This window comes from Sphingopyxis sp. J-6 (assembly GCF_046603995.1).
In the GTDB taxonomy this organism is placed as follows: domain Bacteria; phylum Pseudomonadota; class Alphaproteobacteria; order Sphingomonadales; family Sphingomonadaceae; genus Sphingopyxis.
In genome coordinates this window covers 3,355,779-3,377,477 of the sequence record NZ_CP145810.1, presented here as the reverse complement: position 1 = coordinate 3,377,477, position 21,699 = coordinate 3,355,779, and the positions used below count along the sequence as shown (strand labels likewise).

The 21,699-nt window shown below is 65.0% G+C and carries 19 protein-coding genes; 13 read left to right on the top strand and 6 right to left on the bottom strand.

The annotated features are described in order from the left end of the window. Nucleotides 1-90 precede the first annotated feature (90 nt). Both V6U71_RS16145 and V6U71_RS16140 read right to left on the bottom strand, forming a co-directional pair. Nucleotides 91-1,218: a PepSY-associated TM helix domain-containing protein gene (locus tag V6U71_RS16145; RefSeq protein ID WP_411339402.1), complete on the bottom strand. Its 1,128-nt coding sequence runs from the start codon at nt 1,216-1,218 to the stop codon at nt 91-93. After that, the gene (locus tag V6U71_RS16140) at nt 1,218-1,367 is read right to left on the bottom strand and encodes a hypothetical protein (RefSeq protein WP_411339401.1); all 150 of its coding nucleotides are present in this window, start codon (nt 1,365-1,367) and stop codon (nt 1,218-1,220) included. The genes V6U71_RS16145 and V6U71_RS16140 overlap by 1 nt, the downstream gene beginning before the upstream one ends. Nucleotides 1,368-1,454: 87 nt before the next feature. Between V6U71_RS16140 and V6U71_RS16135 the strand changes: the two genes are divergently transcribed. The 8 genes from V6U71_RS16135 to V6U71_RS16100 all read left to right on the top strand — a co-directional run bounded on the left by V6U71_RS16135 (nt 1,455) and on the right by V6U71_RS16100 (nt 12,983). Next, nucleotides 1,455-1,985 carry a helix-turn-helix transcriptional regulator gene (locus tag V6U71_RS16135; protein ID WP_411339400.1) on the top strand — a complete coding sequence of 177 codons (531 nt, stop codon included), beginning with the start codon at nt 1,455-1,457 and terminating at the stop codon, nt 1,983-1,985. Nucleotides 1,986-2,135: 150 nt separating this feature from the next. Beyond that, nucleotides 2,136-3,302, top strand: a complete 1,167-nt coding sequence (locus V6U71_RS16130; RefSeq protein ID WP_411339399.1) for a P1 family peptidase — start codon at nt 2,136-2,138, stop codon at nt 3,300-3,302. A gap of 285 nt (nt 3,303-3,587) precedes the next feature. Continuing rightward, the gene (locus tag V6U71_RS16125; RefSeq protein ID WP_411339398.1) at nt 3,588-5,384 is read left to right on the top strand and encodes a DUF885 domain-containing protein; all 1,797 of its coding nucleotides are present in this window, start codon (nt 3,588-3,590) and stop codon (nt 5,382-5,384) included. A 390-nt stretch (nt 5,385-5,774) separates the two neighbouring features. Next, a complete protein-coding gene (locus V6U71_RS16120) occupies nt 5,775-7,961 on the top strand; it encodes a TonB-dependent receptor (protein WP_411339397.1) in 2,187 nt (728 codons plus the stop codon). A 98-nt stretch (nt 7,962-8,059) separates the two neighbouring features. Then, nucleotides 8,060-9,430, top strand: a complete 1,371-nt coding sequence (locus tag V6U71_RS16115; RefSeq protein WP_411339396.1) for an amidohydrolase family protein — start codon at nt 8,060-8,062, stop codon at nt 9,428-9,430. Then, nucleotides 9,427-10,665 (top strand): amidohydrolase family protein, encoded by a 1,239-nt coding sequence (locus tag V6U71_RS16110; protein ID WP_411339395.1) that lies wholly within the window; start codon nt 9,427-9,429, stop codon nt 10,663-10,665. The genes V6U71_RS16115 and V6U71_RS16110 overlap by 4 nt, the downstream gene beginning before the upstream one ends. Nucleotides 10,666-10,723: 58 nt before the next feature. Next, complete coding sequence (locus tag V6U71_RS16105) at nt 10,724-11,743, top strand: ornithine cyclodeaminase family protein (protein WP_411339394.1); 1,020 nt, start codon at nt 10,724-10,726, stop codon at nt 11,741-11,743. Further along, entirely contained in the window at nt 11,733-12,983 is a 1,251-nt protein-coding gene (locus tag V6U71_RS16100) for an aminotransferase class V-fold PLP-dependent enzyme (protein ID WP_411339393.1), read from the top strand. The genes V6U71_RS16105 and V6U71_RS16100 overlap by 11 nt, the downstream gene beginning before the upstream one ends. A gap of 92 nt (nt 12,984-13,075) precedes the next feature. Here V6U71_RS16100 and V6U71_RS16095 read toward each other — a convergent pair whose 3' ends face one another. From V6U71_RS16095 to V6U71_RS16085, 3 genes are read right to left on the bottom strand one after another with little or no spacing between them, the layout of a single operon-like run. Continuing rightward, nucleotides 13,076-13,495 carry an aconitase X swivel domain-containing protein gene (locus V6U71_RS16095; RefSeq protein ID WP_411339392.1) on the bottom strand — a complete coding sequence of 140 codons (420 nt, stop codon included), beginning with the start codon at nt 13,493-13,495 and terminating at the stop codon, nt 13,076-13,078. Beyond that, complete coding sequence (locus V6U71_RS16090) at nt 13,492-14,730, bottom strand: aconitase X (RefSeq protein WP_411339391.1); 1,239 nt, start codon at nt 14,728-14,730, stop codon at nt 13,492-13,494. Before V6U71_RS16090 ends, V6U71_RS16095 begins: the two co-directional genes overlap by 4 nt. Next, entirely contained in the window at nt 14,720-15,682 is a 963-nt protein-coding gene (locus tag V6U71_RS16085; protein WP_411339390.1) for an ornithine cyclodeaminase family protein, read from the bottom strand. Before V6U71_RS16085 ends, V6U71_RS16090 begins: the two co-directional genes overlap by 11 nt. A 351-nt stretch (nt 15,683-16,033) precedes the next feature. Here V6U71_RS16085 and V6U71_RS16080 point away from each other — a divergent pair, with 351 nt between their 5' ends. From V6U71_RS16080 to V6U71_RS16065, 4 genes are read left to right on the top strand one after another with little or no spacing between them, the layout of a single operon-like run. Beyond that, complete coding sequence (locus tag V6U71_RS16080; RefSeq protein ID WP_411339389.1) at nt 16,034-17,371, top strand: spinster family MFS transporter; 1,338 nt, start codon at nt 16,034-16,036, stop codon at nt 17,369-17,371. A 15-nt stretch (nt 17,372-17,386) separates the two neighbouring features. After that, entirely contained in the window at nt 17,387-18,211 is an 825-nt protein-coding gene (locus tag V6U71_RS16075) for a helix-turn-helix transcriptional regulator (RefSeq protein WP_411339388.1), read from the top strand. A 7-nt stretch (nt 18,212-18,218) separates the two neighbouring features. Then, complete coding sequence (locus V6U71_RS16070; protein ID WP_411339387.1) at nt 18,219-19,208, top strand: quinone oxidoreductase family protein; 990 nt, start codon at nt 18,219-18,221, stop codon at nt 19,206-19,208. 36 nt (nt 19,209-19,244) lie between these two features. Then, a complete protein-coding gene (locus tag V6U71_RS16065) occupies nt 19,245-20,027 on the top strand; it encodes a 2-keto-4-pentenoate hydratase (RefSeq protein WP_411339386.1) in 783 nt (260 codons plus the stop codon). Between the two features lie 2 nt (nt 20,028-20,029). Here V6U71_RS16065 and V6U71_RS16060 read toward each other — a convergent pair whose 3' ends face one another. Continuing rightward, the gene (locus V6U71_RS16060) at nt 20,030-20,500 is read right to left on the bottom strand and encodes an Lrp/AsnC family transcriptional regulator (protein WP_411339385.1); all 471 of its coding nucleotides are present in this window, start codon (nt 20,498-20,500) and stop codon (nt 20,030-20,032) included. A gap of 140 nt (nt 20,501-20,640) precedes the next feature. On the opposite strand from V6U71_RS16060, the gene V6U71_RS16055 reads away from it, so the two are divergent. Further along, nucleotides 20,641-21,678, top strand: coding sequence for a Glu/Leu/Phe/Val dehydrogenase dimerization domain-containing protein (locus tag V6U71_RS16055; RefSeq protein WP_411339384.1), 1,038 nt, complete (start codon nt 20,641-20,643; stop codon nt 21,676-21,678). Nucleotides 21,679-21,699: the final 21 nt, after the last annotated feature.

Genomic DNA, 21,699 nt, shown 5'->3' with positions numbered 1-21,699 from the left:
GGTTCGAAGCCCATGCTGCCGTCGTTATCGGTGCGCTTGCCACGGCGACCTTGCTTTCCATGGCTGCGATCGGTCCGCCAGCAGCCATATTCAGAGCAGTTGGCGTCGACGCCGCCACCAGAGCCTCACGCCGCTTAGGCAGAGCCAGAGCGTCACGAAGCCGCCGGCCAATATGAAAAGGCGCCCGGGAAGGCCAAAGGCCTTTCCCGAATGGAGCGGATATTGCCAGGCGAAGAACTGGTCGCCCGCGGTCACGCCATTGTCGTGGCGGGCGCCGACGATCCGGCCGTCATCCATCGCGACATAGGTCCATAGCCGCCCCTGATCGTCGCGGTCGCGCGCGTCGAAGGTGCGGACGGCATAAACGCCATGATCGGGGAAGATGCGGATGCTGTGGACCGGCTCGCTGCTTGTGCCGACGACCCGTCCGATCGCGGCGTCGACATCGATCGCCGGCGGCATTTCGGGGATATCGGCCATGCGTTCATGGAGGCGCCCGGTGATCGGCGAGACGAGGGCGACGGCTTCGCGGCTGTCGTCGGGCCAGGCGAGTGTGACGCCGGTGACGGCGAGGACCAGTGTCACGGGCAGGAACCAGAGCCCCCATGCACGGTGTGTATCGAAGAGGCGCTTCAGGCTGCCGCGCCGCCCGCCGGCGCGGAAGGCGCCGAGCCAGTGCATGCCCTTCGGAAAGGACAGCGCAATCGCGATGCCATGGTCGATCACCCACAGCAGCGAGACGAGCCCGAAGAACCACATCATCCACGGCCCCGCGAGCAGGTCGATATGGAGGCCGTAGACGATGTCCATCGCGTGCCGCCGGTCGAATTTGATTGCGCCGCTTTCGCGCCAGCCGAGCACCGATCCGTCGCGCGGGTCGGCGAAGACCTGGATCGGGCGCGGCGCGCCATCGACGGGCGCACGGCCCATGATCCACAGGCTGTCGCCGGCATGGCCCGGCAGTTCGATCATGTTCGGCGTAAAGCCGGGCAGGGCGCGCTCGGCCGCCTTTATGGCGACGTCGATGGGCGCAGCCTTGTCCGACGCCGCGACCGTCCGCCAGTCGGCATTCAGCCTGCTGTCGAGCTCGTCATAGAAGGTGATCGCTATGCCCGTCAGGGCGAGCAGCGCCAGCCATAGCCCGGCGATCAGGCCGAACCAGCGGTGCCACAGCTTGAGGGCGTGGCGCGGCCGCCGACGAGCAGCCGCGCCTGCCATCAGAAGCGGACGGATGCGGTCAGGCGGATGTTGCGGCCGGGTTCGGGCAGGCCCGACACGATCTCGTACCCCGGAATGCCGCTATAGTCGGCGACGCTGGCATGCGCGAGATAACGCTTGTCAAACAGATTATAGACGGCGGCTTGCAATTCGAGCCGCTCCGGCGCCTCTATCCGCAGGACGAGGGGCTGCCGACCGTAATCCGGGCGTTCCTCGCATATAGGCTGGACCATAGGGTGGCGAAGCAGTTGAGTTGCGGGCCTGCCTTGCTTCGCTGCCTCGAAGACCTGCATAATTGTTCGCTGAGCGGGCGTAGCCGGTGGCTTTTCTTTCGTTCCAAGGCGGTCGAGATATTGTGCCACGTCTTCGAGATGCTGGAAGAGAAAGACGATGGCGGCCTGACGGAGCCTTCGGCTCTTATCGATCGGGCGGTCAACAGGGCGAAGAACCTGTTGCGCGAACACTATGCGGCACCGCCGTCGCTTGACGACCTGGCGCGTGAGGTGGGGCTCAGCCGCACGAGTCTTTGCTCCAATTTCCATTGTTTGACGGGGCAGACCGTTTTCGGTTTCATCACCGAACTCAGGATGCAGCATGCGCTTGCGATGCTGAACCGTTACGACGTCCCGATCACCGAGATCGCATATGCGGTCGGTTATCATTATCCGTCGAGTTTTACGGTCGCCGTCCAGCGCCGCTTCGGCGCCTCGCCCAGAGAATTGCGGCGGCGGGGCCATCCGGGTGGTGAGGCCATACTGTCTGTGTAGGTGTCTTGACGGCCGGAGATTCGGATCCAAACTTCGACCGGATGACGGAAACGGTGGACCGGACGCGGTTCTGCCAAGCTCACCCGCTCGACGAAAATCATCAGGGGATTGAAAATGACATCTTCGACGCTTCCTGGGCCGATCAGCGGCATGACGGGGAAACGCGCCCGCGATCACGGCATTCCCTTTTCGGGGGTGCCCGGCCCGCTCAACGCGATCACCGACGTGCCCGGCGTCGAGGTCGGTTACACGACATTGTGGGAAGGCGAGGGGCAGCTCGAGGTCGGGAAGGGCCCGGTGCGCACCGGCGTCACCGCGATCCTGCCGCGCGGACGCGACAGCCTGTCGCCCTGTTTCGGTGCCTGGGCCTCGCTCAACCATGCCGGGGAGATGACGGGCACCATCTGGCTCGACGAGCGCGGGCTTGTCGAGAGCCCGGTGCTGATCACGAACACGCATCAGGTCGGCGTGGTTCGCGACGCGGCGATCAGCTGGGTTCGCCGGCGCGGCAATGATACTGTATTCCTCGTCCCGGTCGTCGCGGAGACGTTCGACGGCCTGCTCCACGACATCGATGGCGGTCATATCCGGCCGGAGCATGTTTTCGCGGCGCTCGACGGTGCGCGGGGCGGCCCGATCGCCGAGGGCAGCGTCGGCGGGGGTACCGGCATGATGACGTTCGAATATAAGGCGGGCACGGGCACCGCGTCGCGCGTCCTGCCCGCCGAACAGGGGGGCTATACCGTCGGCGTGCTGGTCCAGAGCAATTTCGGCGCCCGGCATTCGTTGCGGCTCGGAGGGGTCAAGGTCGGCGAGCGCCTGATCGACGACAAGCCCCGCCCGCTCGATCCCGATCTGATTCCGCCGGAGCACGCCGGCCTCTACGCACGTTGGCTCGGCACCGACGATGACACACGGCAACCGACGCCCAACGAAGCGGGAGACGGATCGATCATCGTCGTCGTGGCGACCGACGCGCCGCTCTTGCCGCACCAGCTCAAACGTGTTGCCAAGCGCCCGGCGCTCGGCATTGCACGTCTCGGCGGCGTCGGAACGGCGCTGTCGGGAGACATTTTTCTGGCGCTGTCGACAGCGAATGGCGGCGTGAGAGAGACGGGCGATCCTCAACCCATCGATCATTTCCCGAACCTCAACCTGTCGCCGATGTTCGAAGCGGTCATCGACGCTACCGAGGAAGCCATCGTCAACGCCATGGTCGCCGCCGAAGCGATGGAAGGCGCCAACCGTTTCTACGTACCGGCGCTGCCGGTCGATCGGGTCTGCGCCATTCTCGAAGAGCACGGGCAGCGTCGATAGGCTCACTCGTCATTGAGTACCGGGAGAAGGCGAGGACCGCGGCGCAAAAACCGGTGATCCGCCGGCAGGAGCCATCAAGAGGGTCGAGCGGCCGTCTGAAACCTGTCGTCCGGGCGTGCCGGGCCCATGGTGTCCGTAATACGCAATTTCCATTTAGACATATAATCTAAATTATGCATAGTGTCTCAACTCTGGCGAGCGGCTGGTCGCGTCGACCGTCGAGGGACCTTGATGTCCGAGGAGAGGAGACAAATGACTGTGTGGGATCGCCGTCAATTTCTGGCCATGACCGGATCGGCTCTTGTTACCGCCCAGGCGGATGGCGGGGTGGTGGGGGTTACAGGGGCGCAGTCATCCGAGGTTCTGGCCGACGTGTCGGATATGATGCTTTATGAGGCCCCCGAAACGGCGACATCGCTCGGCGTCGACAAGGGCGTGCTGGCCGGTCTGCGGCATCGCCTGACGGATCGCTCGCTTGCCGGAGCCGAGGCCATGCGCACCGGCTGTGCCGAGCGGCTGCGCCGGCTCCGCTCGGTCCCCGCCGATGCGCTGGCGCCGTCGGACGCCCTCGACCTGCGCGCTGCGGTCCATTCGCACGAACTGGCCGACGAAGGGCACCGGCGCTTTCCCTATGGCGACAATAATTTGCTCGCTGTCGGTTTGCCCGGCAGCGTTTCGCCCTATGCCTTCAGTCAGGGGACAGGCTTTTTTGCGACGATACCGGCCTTTCTCGAGTCGCAGCATCCCGTCGAGACCAGGGACGATGTCGAGGCCTATCTCGATCGCCTGCGGGCGTTCGCAAAGGGGCTCGACGGCGAAACCGAACGGTTGAAGCACGACGCCGCCCTTGGCGTCGTCGCGCCGTCCTTCATTCTCGACCGCGTCATCGGCCAGCAACGCGACTTCGCGGGGGCAGCCATCTCGAAGTGGAGCCTCGTTTCGTCGCTGAGCGCTCGTGCGGCCGCGGCTGGGCTCGCCGGCGATTGGGAAGCGAAGGCGCTGGAACTGTGCGAACGCGACGTCGGCCCGGCGATCGCCCGCCAGACCGCGGCATGCGAGGCGCTGCGCAGGACCGCGACCGAAGATGCAGGCTGCTCGAAATTTCCCGATGGCGAGGCCTATTATGACTGGGCGCTGCGGGTCGGCACGACGACGACCTATACGCCCGGGGAAATCCACAAGATGGGCCTTGAGCAAGTGGCCGCGCTCGACGCGCAGATGGACAGCCTGTTCAGGCAAAACGGCATGGATCGCGGAACCGTCGGCGAGCGGGTGATGGCGCTCAACGACGATCCCCGGCAATTATACGCCGACAGCGACGCGGGGCGTGCCGAGCTGATCGCGTATCTAAACGACATTGTGACGCGCTTCGATCGTTTCATACCCCGGGCATTCCAGCCGCATCATGTGGACTTTGTCATCGAGCGGGTCGCGCCGGCGGCCGAGGCCAGCGCGCCGGCCGGCTATCAGGTCAACGGCGCCCTCGATGGGAGCCGGCCGGCCGCCTATTTCATCAATTTGCGCGACATGCGCTATTGGCCCAAATTCACGCTTCCCACCCTGACCTTTCACGAGGGGATTCCCGGGCATGTGTGGCAGGGTTCGTTCACCACGAAGCTGCCGCGGATCCGGTCACAGCTCTATTTCAATGCCTATCTCGAAGGCTGGGGCCTTTATGCTGAACAGCTTGCGGATGAGCTTGGCTTCTACGACGACGACCCGTTGGGCCGCATCGGATATCTGCAGTCGATCCAGTTCCGCGCCTGCCGTCTCGTTGTCGATACCGGCATCCATGCGCTCGGCTGGAGCCGCCAGAAGGCCATCGACTGGCTCATCGAAAACAATGCGTTGCCGGCCGATTCCGCGCGCGACGAAATCGATCGCTACTGCGTCTGGCCGGGGCAGGCGTGCGGTTATCAGATCGGTCAGCTTGAGTTGGTGCGATTGCGCGATCGGGCGCGAAAGTCGATGGGCGGGAGGTTCGATCTGCCCGCCTTTCACGCTGCGGTTCTGATGGCCGGACCCGTCCCGCTCACCGTGCTGAGTGACCTGATCGAAGAGCATATCCAGCGCGCGGCGTAACGCGAACGGATATCCCGCGTCGCGCTGACCTCCTGTGACATTTGGTCCAGAAAATTGGAATGGAGTAGCGTGCGGACGGGGAGAGCCGAGCTCCCGTGTCGCTGAACGTCTTTCCGAAATGGAAAAATATCGCTTGATTCCATTGTCTTGAATCGATCATCCAGTCTCTTGCCGATGAATTTAGACATAATGTATAAATATACTTGACGTAAATATGCAAAAAGCGCGACCTTATCCGGAGTGGGATTCGAGAAGCGGCCGCCGGGATGCGCTGGCAAGCGCATGAGGCAGGACCGGGTCTCGTCAGGGAGAATGATAAAGATGCGAGCGTTTACCAAAATGAACCCGACGGCGAAGATGAACGCGGGCGTTCGTGCTGGGATGGCCATCATGGCGACCGTTTCGGCCCTGGCGTTGCTGCCGGGCGTGGCTGCGGCCCAGTCGACCATCCAGTCTTCGGCCGGCCAGCCTTCGAGCGGCGAAGCATCCGGCGACGCGGAAATCGTCGTGACCGCCCTTCGCAACGAACAGACGCTCGGCACCGTCCCGCTCGGTATTTCCGCTATCTCGGCCGAGAAGCTCGAAGAACGTGCGGCAAAGAGCATGGCCGACTTTGTGGCGCTGACCCCGGGGCTCAACCTCCAGTCGATCGGCGCGGCGGGCAACGGTGTTGTCGCGATCCGCGGTATTTCGCCGCAGGCGGTGGCCGGCACTGTCGCAACCTATATCGACGAGGTACCGATCAGCAGCTCGGGCATCGGCGCGCGCGGCGGCCTCTATCAGCCCGACCTCGATCCCAACGACATCGAGCGCGTCGAAGTGCTCAAAGGCCCGCAGGGTACCCTGTATGGCGCGTCCTCGCTCGGCGGCGTGATCAAATATGTGCTGAAGAAGCCCAGCCTGACCGAGACCGACATCCATCTGTCGGAAGGCCTCACCATGTTCGACAATGGCGAGCCCGGCATCGCGCTCCGCGCATCGGCGACGACGCCGTTGATCACCGACAAGCTTGGTGTCCGGGTCAGCGCCTTCTACCGCCACGATCCGGGGTTCGTCGACGACGTGCTGCTCGGCGGGCGCAACGTCAACGATGCCAATGCATGGGGCGTGCGCGGCGGTCTCTACTGGAAGCCTGTCGACAATGTCAGCGTCGACCTTTCGGCGATGATCCAGCAGACCAATTCGCAGGGCTTCTCGACGGTCGACCTCGACTGGCAGACGTTCGAGCCGCTTTATGGCAAGGATACGCAGCTCCGCGCGGTTCCCGAATATCTGAAGGTTCGCACCGAATTCTATTCGGCCACGCTGAAATGGGACACCGGCGCCGGTACGCTCCTGTCGTCGACGGGTTATGCCTATGTCGCGCCACGCGATCAGGGGGACATGACCTACAACTATACGGGCACCGGCGGGCCGATCGAATATGGCACGCCCGGCGCCGCGCGCGGCAGCCACATCAACAAGCAATTCTCGCAGGAAATCCGTTTCAGCTCGAACCGCTTCGGACCGGTGGAGTTCACGGTTGGCGGCTTCTTCCAGCGCGCGAAGACCGACGACCGCTATGATTATCTGACCTTCACCGAAGGCGGCGTCGTCGACCCGAATGCGCCGCTGCTCGGCCAGAATTACGCGAGCGGCGTCGGCAAGGAATATGCCGGTTTCATCAACGGCAACCTTTATCTGACCGAGCAGTTCGATATTTCGGCCGGCTACCGCTACAGCCATATCGAGCAGACGCGGAGCAGCGTGCGCGGCGGCGCATTTCTGTACGGCGTTCCGCCCTTTTCGCTCACCGACAGCCGCTCGACCGAAGAGAACAAGAGCACGTACCAGATCGGTGCGCGCTGGCGTCCGTCGGACGATCTGATGTTCTACGTCCGCGCGGCGAGCGGCTATCGCCCTGGCGGCACGCGCGGCGTTCCCCCCACGGCGCCTCCGGGAACCTCGCCCTCCTATACCTCGGACACCATCTGGAGCTACGAGGCCGGCATGAAGGTCAAGGCGCTCGACGGCCGCCTGACCTTCGATGCCGACGTCTACCGGATCGACTGGTCGGACATCCAGACCCTCGTCTACTTCGGTTTCTTCAATACCGTCGGCAACGGCGGCAAGGCACGCAGCGAAGGCGGCGAGATTCAGGCGACCTTCGAACCCGTCAAGGGCCTCACCCTGACGGCGAACGGCGGCTACACCAACGCCCGCTTCACCGAGGACGCGCCTGAGGTCGCCGTGACCAAGGGGCTTCCCATCTATTATGTGCCGAAGTGGACGGCGACCTTCGGCGCCGACTATGGCTGGGAGCTCGCCAACGGCCTCCGGGCGAACATCGGCGGCGATTATGCCTATCGCTCGTCGCAGCTCGACGCGACGCGGTTCCGGCTGCCCGGCTATTCGATCCTGAACCTGCGCGCCGGCGTCAAGGGCGACAGCTTCGGGGTGAATCTCTACGTCAAGAACGTCACCGACAAGCGGGCGCTCGTCGGTACCTCGCAGGGCTACTATGAATTCTTCAACCCGTTCGTGGTGGTGGTCAACGAACCGCGTTCTTATGGCATTACGCTGACCCAGAACTTCTGATGCCGAGTCCGGCCGGGCCGTTCCGGGCCGGCCGGATATCCATTCGACCGGCAAGCCGGCGGTTTGACGCGGTCGAAATTGAAGCGCGGGAGCAGGAAATGAGACTGAACCGGAAAACGGGCAAGGCGCAGGGCGTTTCCGCCTTGGCGGCGGCTATGTTGGGGCTGGCTGCGGCGGTGGTCTGCGGCCCTCCACAGGCGGCGGAGGCGGCGCCCGGGCACGATCTGGTGATCGTCAACGCGCGCATCATGACGGTGACGCACGGCACGATCGAACAGGGCAGCGTCTGGATCCATGGCGGCAAGATCGCCGGTGTCGGCAAGAAACTCGACGCACCACGCGGTGCCAAGGTGATCGACGCGGGCGGACGCTATCTGACGCCCGGTATCATCGATGCCCATTCGCACATCGGGATGGGCGGTCTCTACGATCCTCAGGACACCAACGAAATTTACGGCAAGCCGTTGGGACGCTTCGGCGGCCCGGTGCAGTCGGACCTGCGCATTCGCGACAGCATCAAGACCGACGATAACGGCTTCTACCTGCTTCTCTCGTCGGGGCTGACCAGCGGCCTCGAATTGCCGGGTTCGGGCAATCTGTTCGGCGGTCAGGCCGTCCCGATCAAGATGAAATTCGGCCGTCCGCGCGAGGAGATGTTCATCGACGATGCGCCGATGTCGCTCAAGATCGCCTGCGGCACGACCCCCGCGCGGGTCTGGAAGGGGCGGGGCGTCGGGATCGAAAAGCCCGAGGATGTCCTGACCGAGCGCCGAAAGGTCTATGCGGCCGCCCGCGCCTATCGACAAAGCTGGGTCGATTTCGAAAAGCGCCGTGCCGCCGGCGACACATCGGCGGTCGCGCCGGCCCGCGACCTGAAGCTCGAACCGATTGCAAAGCTTCTGGATGGCACCGCCTATCTTCAGATGCATTGCCATGGCGCCGAGGCGATCGCCGCCGAAGTCGCGCTTGCCAAGGAATTCGGTATCACGCTCAGGACCGTTCATCACGGTACCGAAAGCTACAAGGTTGCGAAACAGCTCGCGGCGGCCGGGTCGATGGTCCTCGGCGTGACCGACTGGTGGGGAGGCGGCGTGCCCGTGGCCGACGGCATTCCGTGGAACCTGCTCATCGACAAAAAGGCCGGCGTCCGCGTCGCGATACACGGTGAAGGCTTTTCGATTGCGCGGCGCCTGACGCAGGAAGCCGGCAAGATGATCCGCTACAGCAAGGGCACGCTCGACCGGAACGATGCGCTCGCGATGGTCACGCTGAATGCCGCTTACGCCTTTGGCCTCGACAACCGTTTGGGCTCGATCGACGTCGGGAAGGATGCCGATATCGTGATATGGGATGGCGATCCGCTGTCGAGCTATGGCCATGCCGCGCAGGTGTTCATCGACGGCGAGCTCTTCTTCGATTCCTCGCTTCCGGGTCTCGGTCTCGCCCATCAATCGGAAAAAGCGCAATGATCAAATGGCGCCAGAAGCTGGCTCTTGCCTGTACGAGTGCGGTCCTTTCGCTTGCGCCGGCGGCCCACGCCGCGCCGCAGGACGACATCGCGATCGTGCACGGCAAGTTGCTGACCGTCACGCACGGCACGATCGAAAACGGCACGCTGATCATGTCGGAGGGCAAGATCACCGGCATTGGGGGACCCGGCACGAAGGTTCCTCCGGGGATCAGGGTGATCGATGCCAAGGGGCGTACCGTCTATCCGGGGTTGTTCGATGTCGACAACAGCATTGGTCTGATCGACCCGGATTCGACCCGGATGGCAACACCCACGGACGATCCGGCCGGAACGCCCGTGCCCTGGGGCTTTATCGCCGACGTGGTCCGGCCGACCGATCAGGTCGCGGTCGAACGCTATAACGGCCTCACCAACGCCGTCGTGAACGCGGGCTCCCAAGGGCCTTTGCCGGGTCACTCTGCGGTCATCCAGCTCGTGGACAAAAAGGCCGATCTGGTCGTCGACCGCGATGCCGGTCTGGTCATCAATTTTCAGGGCCGCCGGGCGGCAGACTATCCGACGACCGTTTTCGGTATCGTCGGCTACGTCCGCCAGTTGCTCGTTCGCGCCGGGGAACTTGCCGCGGGTGCGAAGCGCCGCGACGACGATGCGGCCGCCGAAGCCTTCATTCCCTATCTGGGCGGCAAGCAGCGTATCATCGCGCATGTGAAGAACGATACGGAAGTGGGCGATGCGCTCGATCTCGCCGCCGAGTTCAAGCTCGATATCGTGCTGGTCGGTCTTGCCGATGCCGACACGTCGCTCGACCGGATTGCGACTTCGGGCTTTCCGGTGGTTGTCGGTATGCTCTTCGACGATCCGCAGCCGGGGCGCCGCTACGACCAGATCCTGCGTTTGCCGGCACGGATGGCCGAAAAGGGCATCCCCGTTTCGATCGGATCGCTCGGCATTGCCGGCGGTCCCCGCAATCTGCCGTATCTGGCGGGCGCAGCGGTCGCGTTCGGGCTGCCGCATGACAAGGCCTTGCAGGCGATTACGCTCGGTCCCGCCAAGGCATTCGGGCTGAGCGATCGGCTCGGTTCGCTGGATGTCGGGAAAGCCGCCAACATCGTGATCGCCGACGGCGATCCGCTCGATGTCACGACCGACGTGCTTCAGGTGTTTATCGAAGGGCGCGAGGCGGACATGACCAACCGGCAAACACGGCTCAGGGACCGCTATTGGCCCGAATGACATCAACGTGTCGGTGATCGACCGCAGTATCGCGAGTGACAGGGAAGCAAGGATCGGAATGCTGAACAGGGCGGTTGATGTGACGGTGCGCACCGGCTTCGGCGATCTGCCGTGGATCGGCGCGGACGAATTGTTGCGTCTGGTCGACATGAACGAAGCCATCACCGTCGTCGACGAAGCGATGCGTGTGCTGAGCGCGGGGTCGGTCGCGGCGCCCGAGCGCTGGGCGATGCCCGTCGCCGATCATGGCCGGATGGGGCTCATGCCGGGGGCCGCCCCGTCGTTGTCGCGCTTCGGCGTCAAGGTGCTGGGGCTCTTCGATGCCGACGCCCGTGGCGCACTGCCGTCGCATCAGGGCGTGATGCTGCTTTTCGACCTCGCAGACGGGCGGCCGCTATGCGCCGTCGACGGCGCCGCGCTCACCACGCTGCGGACGGCGGCTGCGAGCGCGGTCGCGAGCCGCGCGCTGGCGCGACCCGGCGCGCGGACGCTGGCTATTATCGGCTGCGGCGATCAGGCGCCGCTGCATCTTGAGGCCTTGCGGGCGGTTTTCCCGATCCGCGAAGTGACGCTGTGGAACCGCACCGCGAAGAAGGCCGACGCCTTCGCGCGCCGCTATCTGTCCGGGTTGGCCTGGCGGGTCTGTTCGACGCCGGCGCAGGCAGCGGCCGGAGCAGACATCGTCTGCACGCTTACCGCAGCCACCGACCCGATCCTGTCCGGGAAGGATTTCCAGCCCGGGCAGCATGTCAATCTGGTCGGATCGAGCACGGTCGGCCCGCGCGAGGTCGACGACGCCTTTGTCGCCAAGGTGCGCTATATCGTCGACTCGCGCGAACACGCACTCAGCCAGGCCGCCGAATTTGTCCATGCGGTAGGAGACGGCATAGTCTCTCAGGACCATCTTGTCGGCGAAATCGGCGATGTCCTCACCGGCGCTGTTGCCGGTCGCACCCGGCCCGACGATATTACCGCCTACAAGTCGCTCGGGCATATCATCCAGGATCTGGCGGTGGCCGACGCGGCGTTCCGGAAGATCGCAGGTCCGGCGCGGAATGGAAGGTCGAATGCACGATAAAGCGAAGCGGGGGATCGATCGTCGCCAGCTTCTGGCGGCTACGATGGCCGCTGCGGCGGTACCCGCGGCCGCACGCGCTGCCGGCCCGTCGGTGCCGGATGCGGATTTCCGGATCGCGCCGGGGGCGGTCCTGCTCAACAACGCCGGCACGCATCCGCTTTACGCCCCCGCCGCCGATGCGGTTCAACGCTATCTGGGTTACAAGCAGAGCGGCGTTTTTCCGCCCGATTTTCCGCTGTTCGGGATCGTCGAGGGCCCCCGCGCCAATTTCGCGCGGCTGATCAATGCCGACCCCGCGGAAATCGCGGTCACCCAGAGCACGTCGATGGGCGAGAACCTGATCGTCAACGGCCTGGGGCTACCCGGATGCGGCGGGAATATCGTCACCGATGACCTGCATCACGAGGGTTCACTTTACATGTACCGGTCGCTCGCCGGGCGCGACCTCGAAATACGCGTCGCGAAACCGCGCGACTGGCGGATCAGCCTCGACGATCTCGACCGGCTGATCGACCGGCAGACGAGGCTTGTCGCCATTTCCTTCGTGTCGTGGATCAACGGCTTCGAGCATGATCTGAAAGCGGTCTGCGATCTCGCGCACTCGCGCGGCGCGCTGGTCTATGTCGACATGATTCAGGGGCTCGGCATGGTGCCCGTCGACGTCAAGGCAGCAGGCGTCGATTTCTGTGCCGCCGCCACCTATAAATGGCTGATGGGCGACTGCGGCGTCGCCTTTCTCTATGTCCGCTCCGACCTTCAGGAGCGCGTGAAGCGGTCGCAATGGGGCTTCATGCAATTCTCCGACATGACCTATCACGCCTTCCCCGGCGACGCGCCCGGCGACGAGGTGGCCGAATTCGATATCTGGCCGGGCGCCCGCGGACGCTATGAGGTCGGCACACCGAGCTTTGCGGCCATCGTGGCGGCGGACAAGGCGCTCGAATATGTGGTCGGGCGCGGGGTCGAGGCGATCAACGCGAAGGTCAGGCCGCTCGCGACGCGCCTGCAGGATGCCCTGCCGCGTCATGGTTATATCCCGATGACACCGCGCGAAGGCCGGTCGCCGATCGTCAGCTTCCTCGTTCCCGATCCCGCTGCGGTCCGCGAGCGACTGGGCAAGGCGAATATCCAGGCACGCCTTTGGGGACGGCAGCTTCGGATCTCGCCGGCCATCCACAACACCCCCGACGATATCGAACAGATTATCGAAGTTCTTGGTTCGGCGACGACGGCGGGCTGAGCACAAGACAGATCCGCGGCGCAGCAGTCCCGCCACATCGCGGATCGCTCCGGCGAGTCGGGGGGCTCGCCGGAGCCTACCGTCTCCGCTGTCTAGTCTTCCACCAGGATTTGCGAGCCCGGCCCGTCGAGCGAGGCCGTGCGTCCGTCGCCGAGCTGCGGCCAATAGATGGCGTCGAGCAGCGCGATCGGAATATCGACCCCATAGAGATCGGCGGCGACGAGACTGCCGATCGTCAATATCGGATCGCGGCGTTCCAGAATGATCGCTGCCGGAGCGGTGCCGATCCGGGCCGCCTCGACAAGGGTACTCGACGCGGAGGAGGAGCCGCGGGCCTCGCGCATGGCGACGATGGTGCCAGCCAGCCGGCGACCGCAATCCGGATGCGTCCGGTCGATGACGATTCCGGCTTCGGCGCTGTAGCCACCCCAGAAGCTCAACGGGACATCGAGCCGGGCTATGACCGCGCGGGCGGTTCCCGGCACGAGGAAGGAAACGGGCAGCACGATCATGGCGCGACCTTGCCCAGTATCGCGGCCCGGACACAGAGCTCCATCGACAGCAGGCCGACCTGCCGATCGAGATTGCCCGGCCCGTAATGCGCATATTTGATCGAGTTGGTCACGATGGCGCCGTCGCTGGCGACGACCGGCGCGAGATAGGTGCAGGTGTCGACGACGAGTTGGATTCCGAACGCGGCCAGGACCGCGCCGAGCGGCCCGCCCTCGACGGCAGCAGCGATCTCGCGCGAGGTCGAGATATAGGCTTCGACGGCCGGAGACTTGCGGCGACCCTCGATCAGCGGCGCCAGCGTTTCAAATTCGGCGAGCGAGAAATGCGGCGTGCCGAGGCACATGGCGGCGACGGGATCGCCGGGCTCGAGTGGACAAAGCGACGCAACCGCAGCGACGAGATCGTCGGCTGCGGCCCGGATATGTTCGGCGCCCGCAGGCGGCTCGACGTCGCGATAATGATGGATGGCTTCGGGCGTGACGCCTGCGACATGGAAGAGCGCGAGCGCACCCGACGAGGCGGCCGAGGCGCCGAGTGCCTTCAACTCGTCTTCCGACGCCCCGTCCTCCAGCCCGACGATCATCGGAACCCGCCCGTCTGCGGCAGAGCCGATCAGATAGCCGATGGCGGCGAAGTAGATATCGCGCGAAAGCCCGGTGGCGGCCAGCGCCGGAGGCTCGAAGGTGAAGCCGGCCCGGCGATTTTCGTCGCGATGGAGCCCGGCGTTGGGGACGCGACCGGTAAGGGCGGCGCAAAGATCGGTAAAGTCGCCGTAGCGGTCGGTCCGCGCCCCCAGCACCGAATTGGCAAAGACGATCGCGTTCGATTCCGCCCAGGCGATGTGCTCGCCCATCGCGGGACGAAAGATCCGCTGATAAGGCGCGCAGGTCAGCGTCTCGGCGCAGCCGAGTTCGGCGTAAAGTGCGTTGAGATGGCGTTGCGCCGGTATCAGATCGGCGGCCCCCCGATGGAGTTCGGGGTGCACCACGTCGACCGCCCCGACATTCAGGGTCGTGGGCACGCGAACCTTGCCGCCAAGGGTGACGAAGGATTGCGCGAAATCGATGCTCGACGGGCCATGGTAGAGGCAACCGTCGATATGCGCCGATACGACCGGCACCAGGCGGTCGGCACCCATGATCCGGCCGTACTGGAGCAGCAGCCGCATCGCCCGCGCCGCCGCCGGGCCGAATTCGCCCGCGAGCATTGCCTGCTCTTCGGGCTCAAGCCTCAAGATGGCCGGTCTCCCTTGCGATGAAGCGGGCCGCGGCCAGATCCTCGATCGCGGCGCCAACCGACTTGAACAGGGTTATGGTGCTGTCGCCGGTGCGCCAATTGCCGTTTCCGGCGCAGAGCTCCGCAAGGTCGGCAGCGATCGCGTCGGCGCGGAAATATCCGCGGTCGATCGCCTGAAGCAGATCGCCGGCTTCGGTCAGCGCGCCTTCGCGTGTGTCGACGAACACCTGGGCACGGGCAAAGCATTGCGGATCGGCTTCGCACATCGTCGGCTTGAATGCCCCGACCAGATCGACATGCGTACCGGGCTTCAGAAGATCGCCCTTGATGAGCGGTGCGGTGGAGAGGGTGGCCACCGATATGATGTCGGCCTCTCCAACCGCGCGATCGAGGTTGCTTATGCTCGACGCAGGGAACCCCGAAGCGCGAAGCTCGTCCGCCACCGCCGCGGCGCGATCGGCGCTTCGCCCCCAGATCAGGACCTTGTCGAGGTCGCGAACGGCGCTGTGCGCCTCGACCAGATGATGCGACAAGGTGCCCGTTCCGACCATGAGCAGGGTCCGGGCATCCTTGCGCGCGAGCAGGCCGGACGCGAGGGCAGAGGCGGCGGCGGTGCGGCGCGGCGTCAGCATCGTGGCATCGAGCAGCGCCAGCGGGCGGCCGTCGGTGCCGTCGATCAAAAGAAATATCCCGGTAACCGCCGGACGTGCTTCCGGATTGACGGTGACGATCTTCACGCCCGCCGCACCGACGCCGAGCGCCGGCATGACGAGCAGGCTTACATCGTCCTGCAAGCCGAAGGCCTGACGCTCGGGGCCGGCGTCGTGTCCCGCCTGTGCAAAGGCTTCACGCAGCGCCGCAATGAGGGGCCGCATCGGCGTTGCACCGCGGATCGTGGCGGCGTCGATATAGGGAATGGGCGCTTCGGCCGCGGCATGTCGGGCTTGCATGGCTAGATGGTCCGGCAAGGACAAGGCTGGCCGAGCCCGATGTCCGGTGCAAGGACGGGGCTGACCGGCCTCCGGTCGCACGCTGCTATGCTGCTTGTCATCGAGTCCACACTCCCTTGGCCATCTTATCTGACAAAACGTCTATATTGTCCATAGTATCTATATTGGTGCCGCCGAGTCAGGCATCGGCGCGTCTGCCGGCTCGAAAATCCTTTGTCGGGGAATGTGGCCGCTTCTGGCGTATCGCGAGAAAATGGTGCCGACCGCCGCCCGAATTGAATGGTCGACTTCCAGGAATTTATGTCATAATGACTATATGGATTAAATGTCAAAATTGGCGAGGCGGTTTCGATGCAGGATGAGAGAGGGCAAGCGGAGCGGCGTCACGCCTGGTATGTGGTTTTCCTCTGCATGCTGGCTTTCCTGCTGTCCTATACCGACCGGCAGGTCATTTCGCTGCTCGTCGAACCGATCAAGCACGATCTCGGGATATCGGATACCGGGTTCGGCCTTCTTCAGGGACTTGCTTTCAGCCTCTTTTATGCGCTCGTCGGTATTCCGATCTCGGGGCTGGCCGACCGCAAATCGCGCCCCGCGATCATCGCGTGCGGGATTGCCGTCTGGAGCGTCGCGACCTGCCTTTGCGGCTTCGCGCGCAGCTTTGGCACCATGTTGCTCGCGCGAATGGGCGTGGGGGCGGGCGAGGCGACGCTATCGCCCGCGACCTATTCGCTGATCGCCGACCTCTTCCCGCCCGCCGAACGGGGACGGCCGCTCGGGCTCTTCTCGCTCGGCTCGTTTCTGGGCGCCGGCTTTGCGTTCATTGTCGGCGGGGCGGCGATCGCCGCGCTGACGGCTGCCGGGCCGCAACATTTCGCCGGCGTGACCCTCCAGCCGTGGCAGCTCGTGTTGATCGCGGCAGGATTGCCGGGTCTGTTTCTGGCGGCGGTTATCGGCCTGACCGTGAAGGATCCGCGGCGCGGAGGGGAGCAGCCGGCCGAAGCGCTGCCGGACTGGAGCGAGGTGCTGGTCTTCCTGCGCCGCCACAAGGCGATTTTCGGGCCGCACATAGCGGGTTATGCGCTGTCGTCGCTCTGCCTTTTCGGCCTGCTTTCGTGGTCGCCCGCCTATCTGATGCGCGTTCATGGCCTCAGTCCGCAGGATACGGGGTTCGCGCTCGGCCTCATTGCGGTGGTGGCCAACGGCGGCGGGGTTCTCCTGTCGGGTATTCTCCTCGACCGGCGCGCCCGCGCCGGCCATGACGACGGGCCGCTGCGTATCGGGGTCTGGGGCGCAATCGGCGCGCTGGTGCCGGTCGCGGCGCTGCCCTTTCTCGGCGACCTCGGCCCCTGTCTTGCCGCGCTCGCCGTCGCGATGTTCTTTGCATCCTGGGCGATGCCGCCCTCGGCAGCCTTGATCCAGCGTGTCGCTCCGGCCTCGATGCGCTCGCGCATCTCGGCGGTGTTCCTCTTCATACTCTCGCTGATCGGGATGGGCGGGGCGGCCGTCGCGATCGGCCTTCTCAACGATCATCTGTTTCAGGGGCCCGCAGGCGTCGCATCCTCGATCGCGCTCGTCGCGGGGGGCGGGGCGCTGCTTGGCGCGGTGCTGTTGCGCGCCGGCATCGGCCCCCTCAACCGGTTTGTTTCGCACGAGACCGGTGAGGCGGCCGCAACGCTCGCAGGTTGACAAAAAGTCTATCCCGTGGCGTCTGGTGCCAAGTCTAGGCAAGACCCGACGGGAATGGCGGAGCAGGATCGAATGGCAGCGAAAACAAGAGCCAAGGCGGTAGCGGCGACGGCGATCGACCCGTTCAGTGCCTATTTCTCGGTGGGTGAGGCGATCGCCGCGCTGCTGCATCCGCACGCCGAGGTCGTGCTCCACGACCTCCGGACAGGGCGCATCGTTCGCATCTGGAACAGCTTTACCGACCGGCAGGCGGGCGACCTTTCCCATCTGGCGGGCGCAAAGGATCTTTTCCCGGAAAATGAGTCGATCCTCGGACCCTATGAAAAGGCGCTACCCTCGCTCGGCCGGACCAAATCGATCACGGCGGGGCTGCGCGGCCCCGACGGCGAATTGATCGGCTTTCTTTGCACCAACCTCGACGTCAGCGTGATCGACAATGCGATTGCGGTGATGCAGGCCTTTGCATCGCCCGAACTGAAGCGGCCCGATCCGCTGTACAAGACCGATCTCCAGGCCCGGGTCGACTATCTCGTGCGCGACTTTTCGATCAAGATGAACAAGCCGATCGACAATTTGACGCGGCAGGAAAGGGTCGAGCTGATCGGCGCGATCGATCAGGACGGGCTGTTCCAGGCACGCAACGCCGTCAAGCATGTTTCCCGGGCTATGAAGATCAGCCGCGCCAGCGTCTATAATCTTCTGGCAGCAGTCAATCGCAGCGAAAGCGATGGGGAAGGCGAGCGTCCCGCGCCAGCGAGCGGGCGTTCGGCCGCTGCGGCGCGGATTGCCGCCGGTCAGGCGCAGCAGGAAAAAAAGCCGCGCAAGGCCGCTGCGCGCTGATCTCCCAATGAGCCCGTCGTCGAACCGCGTTATCCTGCTTTCCGAATATGGCGGCGCCGAGCGGCTGCGGATCGCGTCGATGCAAGTCCCGCCGCTAGCGGCGGGCGAAATCCGCCTCCGCCAGACGGCGATCGGCGTCAATTATCACGATGTCTATGTCCGCAGCGGCCTCTACAAGACGCTCCCGCTTCCCGGCATCCCGGGGATCGAGGCGGTGGGCTATGTCGAGGATGTTGCGCCCGACGTTACGGACTTCCGCGTCGGCGATCGCGTCGGCTATGTCGCGCCGGCCTATGGCGGCTATGCCGAATGTCGCAACCTGCCCGCTGATCGCGCGGTCCGCATTCCGGGCGGGCTGATGAGCGACGTCGAAGCGGCCGCAACGCTGATGAAGTCGCTGACCGCGCACGTCCTGCTCCGTCAGGTCCATGCCCTGCGTGCCGGCGATAAGATATTGGTCCATGCGGCGGCGGGCGGCATGGGGCAATTGCTCTGCCGGTGGGCGAGCCATCTGGGGGCGACCGTCGTCGGCACGGTCGGCAGCGTGGAAAAGGCTGCGATTGCGCGCGAAGCGGGCGCCGCGCATGTCGTCCTCTACCGCGAAGAGGATGTGGCGGCGCGGGTGTTCGACATCACGGCGGGGCGGGGCGCGGATGTGGTTTACGACGCTGTCGGGGCCGACACCTTCGCCGCGAGCATGGCCTCGCTCGCCTTCTGCGGCCATCTCGTCAACTATGGTCAGGCGTCGGGGCCGGTCGAACCGGTTGCGCTTGGTGCGCTTGCGACGCGATCGCTGTCGCTCTCACGGCCCATCGTTTTTCATTATCTGCGCGATGCGGCCAGCCTCGCGGCGATGGCGCGCGATGTCTTCGAGGCGCTCGGCAAGGGATATATGAAGCCGATCACCCCGATGGTTCTGCCGTTCGAGGCGGCGGCCCGGGCGCACGAAATTCTCGAAAGCCGCCAAAGCCCCGGCGGGATCGTCCTCATTCCCTGACGACCCTGCCACCATCGCTGCAAAATGGAATCGAACGTGACGAGCAAAGCCGAAACCGTCTCCGCCCTCCTGTTCGGCCTCTGGACCGACGGAAAGCGCATCGATCAATTGCCCGCCGACCTGCGTCCCGCCGACGAAGCGGAAGGCTATGCGATCCAGGCCTTGCTCGAAGCGCGCAGCGACGGGCCGCTTTTCGGCTGGAAAATTGCCGCGACCAGCCTCGCCGGACAGGCGCATATCCGCGTCGCCGGGCCGCTCGCCGGGCGCATTCTGCCCGAGCGTGTCCTCAAAAAAGGCGAGGACTGCGTTCTGGGTTCCAATCTGATGCGGGTCGCCGAACTCGAATTCGCCTTTCGCATGGCGAGCAGCGTCGAACCGCGGGCGCAGCCTTATTCGGTCGGGGAAATACTGGAACGGGTCGGTACGCTTCACCCGGCGATCGAAGTGCCCGACACGCGTCTCACCCAATTCGAACTTGCCGGCGCGCCGCAGCTCGTCGCCGACAATGCCTGCGCGAACCTGTTTCTGCCGGGCGAGGCGACCACCGCCGACTGGCGCGCCATCGACCTGTCGCGCCACCCGGTCAGCGGCGTCGTGAACGGCACCGCGGTCCATGAGGGCAATGGCGCCAACGTACTCGGCGATCCGCGCGTCGCCCTCGCCTGGCTTGCGAACCAGCTGTCGAGCCTCGGGATTCCGCTCCGCGTGGGCCAGGTCGTCACGACGGGAACATGCGTCGTGCCCATTGCCGTGGCGCCGGGCGACCATGTCCGCGGCGATTTCGGGCCGCTCGGCGAAATCGAGCTGCGTTTCGCCTGACGTTATCCGCCCAGAACGAGGATCGAACGAACCTGACGGACGCCGGGCACCCGGTGCAACCGTTCACGCAGGAACCGTTCGTAACTGTGCGTATCGGCGGTGCGGACTTTCAGAAGAAAGTCGAAATCGCCCGCAACCATCGAGGCTTCGACGACTTCGGGCATCGCGGCGACGGCTGCGGCGAAACCGTCCATCGCGTCGCTCGCATGTTTTTCGAGCGTCACCTGCACCAGCATGCAGAGCCTGAGGCCGAGCGTCTCGAAGCCGAGCCTGATCGTATAGCCTGCGATGATGCCCCGCTCTTCGAGCGCGCGGACGCGTTTCCAGCACGGCGAGGGCGAAAGTCCGACGCGGCGGGCCAGTTCGGCGTTGGGAAGCCGTCCGTCGCGGATCAATTCGGCGACGATCTTTCGGTCGAGGGCGTCGAGCCCGTCGATCGCCGTCGTCGCCCAAGGTTGCAGAGAATGATTCATTCCCGATTTCCATCAAAATGAAGAACAATCATCTATTAAATTCGCCAGGTTGAGCAAGGTAGAAAGAAAGTTTCGCGCCGTTCACGGTAAGATTGTCCGATGCGATGCCGTGGGGCGTCCACTGGATTGTGAGGCAGGCAATGTTCGATCTTCCCGACTATGACGACCATGAAGCGGTGGTGGTCGCCCGCGATGCGCAAGCGGGGCTTTGCGCGATCATCGCCATTCACGACACGACGCTGGGTCCGGCGCACGGCGGTGCACGCTTCTGGACCTATGACCGCCCGCAGGATGCCATTGTCGATGCCCTGCGGCTCTCGCGCGGCATGACCTACAAGAATGCGCTGGCCGGCCTGCCTTTCGGCGGCGGCAAGTCGGTGATCATGGCCGGGAAGGACCGGACCAAGACGCCCGAATTGCTCGAGGCGTTCGGCGTTGCGGTGGAAAAGCTCGGCGGGCGCTACAATCTCGCCGAAGATGTCGGCATATCGCCCGGCGACGTCGCCACCATCGCCCGCCGGACGGCGCATGTCTGCGGACTGCCGGCCGACGGGAACGAGGCGGCCGCCGATCCCGGTCCGTTCACGGCGCGCGGGGTGTTCCTCGCGATGAAGGCGGGTCTGGCGGAAGTCCGCGGCTCCGAAGATCTTGGCGGGGTGCGCGTGACCGTTCAGGGACTCGGCGGCGTCGGCGGCCAGCTTTGCGACATGCTCGCGGCGGAAGGGGCGGTGCTCACGCTTGCCGATGTCGATCCGGCCCGCGCGGGCGCGCTTGCCGCGCGCACCGGCGCGCAAGTCGTCGATCCCGGGCAAATCTATGACGTCGATGCCGATGTCTACGCGCCCTGCGCACTGGGGGCGACGCTGAATGCGGCGACCATCGATCGCCTGAAGGTCGCGCTGGTCTGCGGCGGCGCCAACAACCAGCTCGCGACGCCGGCGGATGGCACGGCGCTTCAGCGCCGGGGCATTCTCTATCTTCCCGATTTTGTCGTCAACGCGGGCGGCGTGACCCATACCACCTCGCAGCTCACCGGCTGGCCGCACGACAAGGTGCTCGCCAAGCTCGGCGAGATACCGGGGCGGGTCCGGCGGATATTGGACCTGGCGGCCCGCGATGCCGTCGATCCGCAGCGCGCCGCCGAACGCGCGGCGCTGGAAATTATCGGCAAGCGCTGAGGCGTCGCTAGGCAAAGCCGG

Bases quoted from the DNA above. Each gene is read 5' to 3' on its own strand.
- V6U71_RS16145 (WP_411339402.1), bottom strand. From the start codon at position 1,218: ATGGCAGGCGCGGCTGCTCGTCGGCGGCCGCGCCACGCCCTCAAGCTG.
- V6U71_RS16110 (WP_411339395.1), top strand. From the start codon at position 9,427: ATGATCAAATGGCGCCAGAAGCTGGCTCTTGCCTGTACGAGTGCGGTC.
- V6U71_RS16100 (WP_411339393.1), top strand. From the start codon at position 11,733: ATGCACGATAAAGCGAAGCGGGGGATCGATCGTCGCCAGCTTCTGGCG.
- V6U71_RS16115 (WP_411339396.1), top strand. From the start codon at position 8,060: ATGAGACTGAACCGGAAAACGGGCAAGGCGCAGGGCGTTTCCGCCTTG.
- V6U71_RS16125 (WP_411339398.1), top strand. From the start codon at position 3,588: ATGACCGGATCGGCTCTTGTTACCGCCCAGGCGGATGGCGGGGTGGTG.
- V6U71_RS16080 (WP_411339389.1), top strand. From the start codon at position 16,034: ATGCAGGATGAGAGAGGGCAAGCGGAGCGGCGTCACGCCTGGTATGTG.
- V6U71_RS16060 (WP_411339385.1), bottom strand. From the start codon at position 20,500: ATGAATCATTCTCTGCAACCTTGGGCGACGACGGCGATCGACGGGCTC.
- V6U71_RS16095 (WP_411339392.1), bottom strand. From the start codon at position 13,495: ATGATCGTGCTGCCCGTTTCCTTCCTCGTGCCGGGAACCGCCCGCGCG.
- V6U71_RS16120 (WP_411339397.1), top strand. From the start codon at position 5,775: ATGGCGACCGTTTCGGCCCTGGCGTTGCTGCCGGGCGTGGCTGCGGCC.
- V6U71_RS16085 (WP_411339390.1), bottom strand. From the start codon at position 15,682: ATGCAAGCCCGACATGCCGCGGCCGAAGCGCCCATTCCCTATATCGAC.
- V6U71_RS16105 (WP_411339394.1), top strand. From the start codon at position 10,724: ATGCTGAACAGGGCGGTTGATGTGACGGTGCGCACCGGCTTCGGCGAT.
- V6U71_RS16055 (WP_411339384.1), top strand. From the start codon at position 20,641: ATGTTCGATCTTCCCGACTATGACGACCATGAAGCGGTGGTGGTCGCC.
- V6U71_RS16070 (WP_411339387.1), top strand. From the start codon at position 18,219: ATGAGCCCGTCGTCGAACCGCGTTATCCTGCTTTCCGAATATGGCGGC.
- V6U71_RS16130 (WP_411339399.1), top strand. From the start codon at position 2,136: ATGACGGGGAAACGCGCCCGCGATCACGGCATTCCCTTTTCGGGGGTG.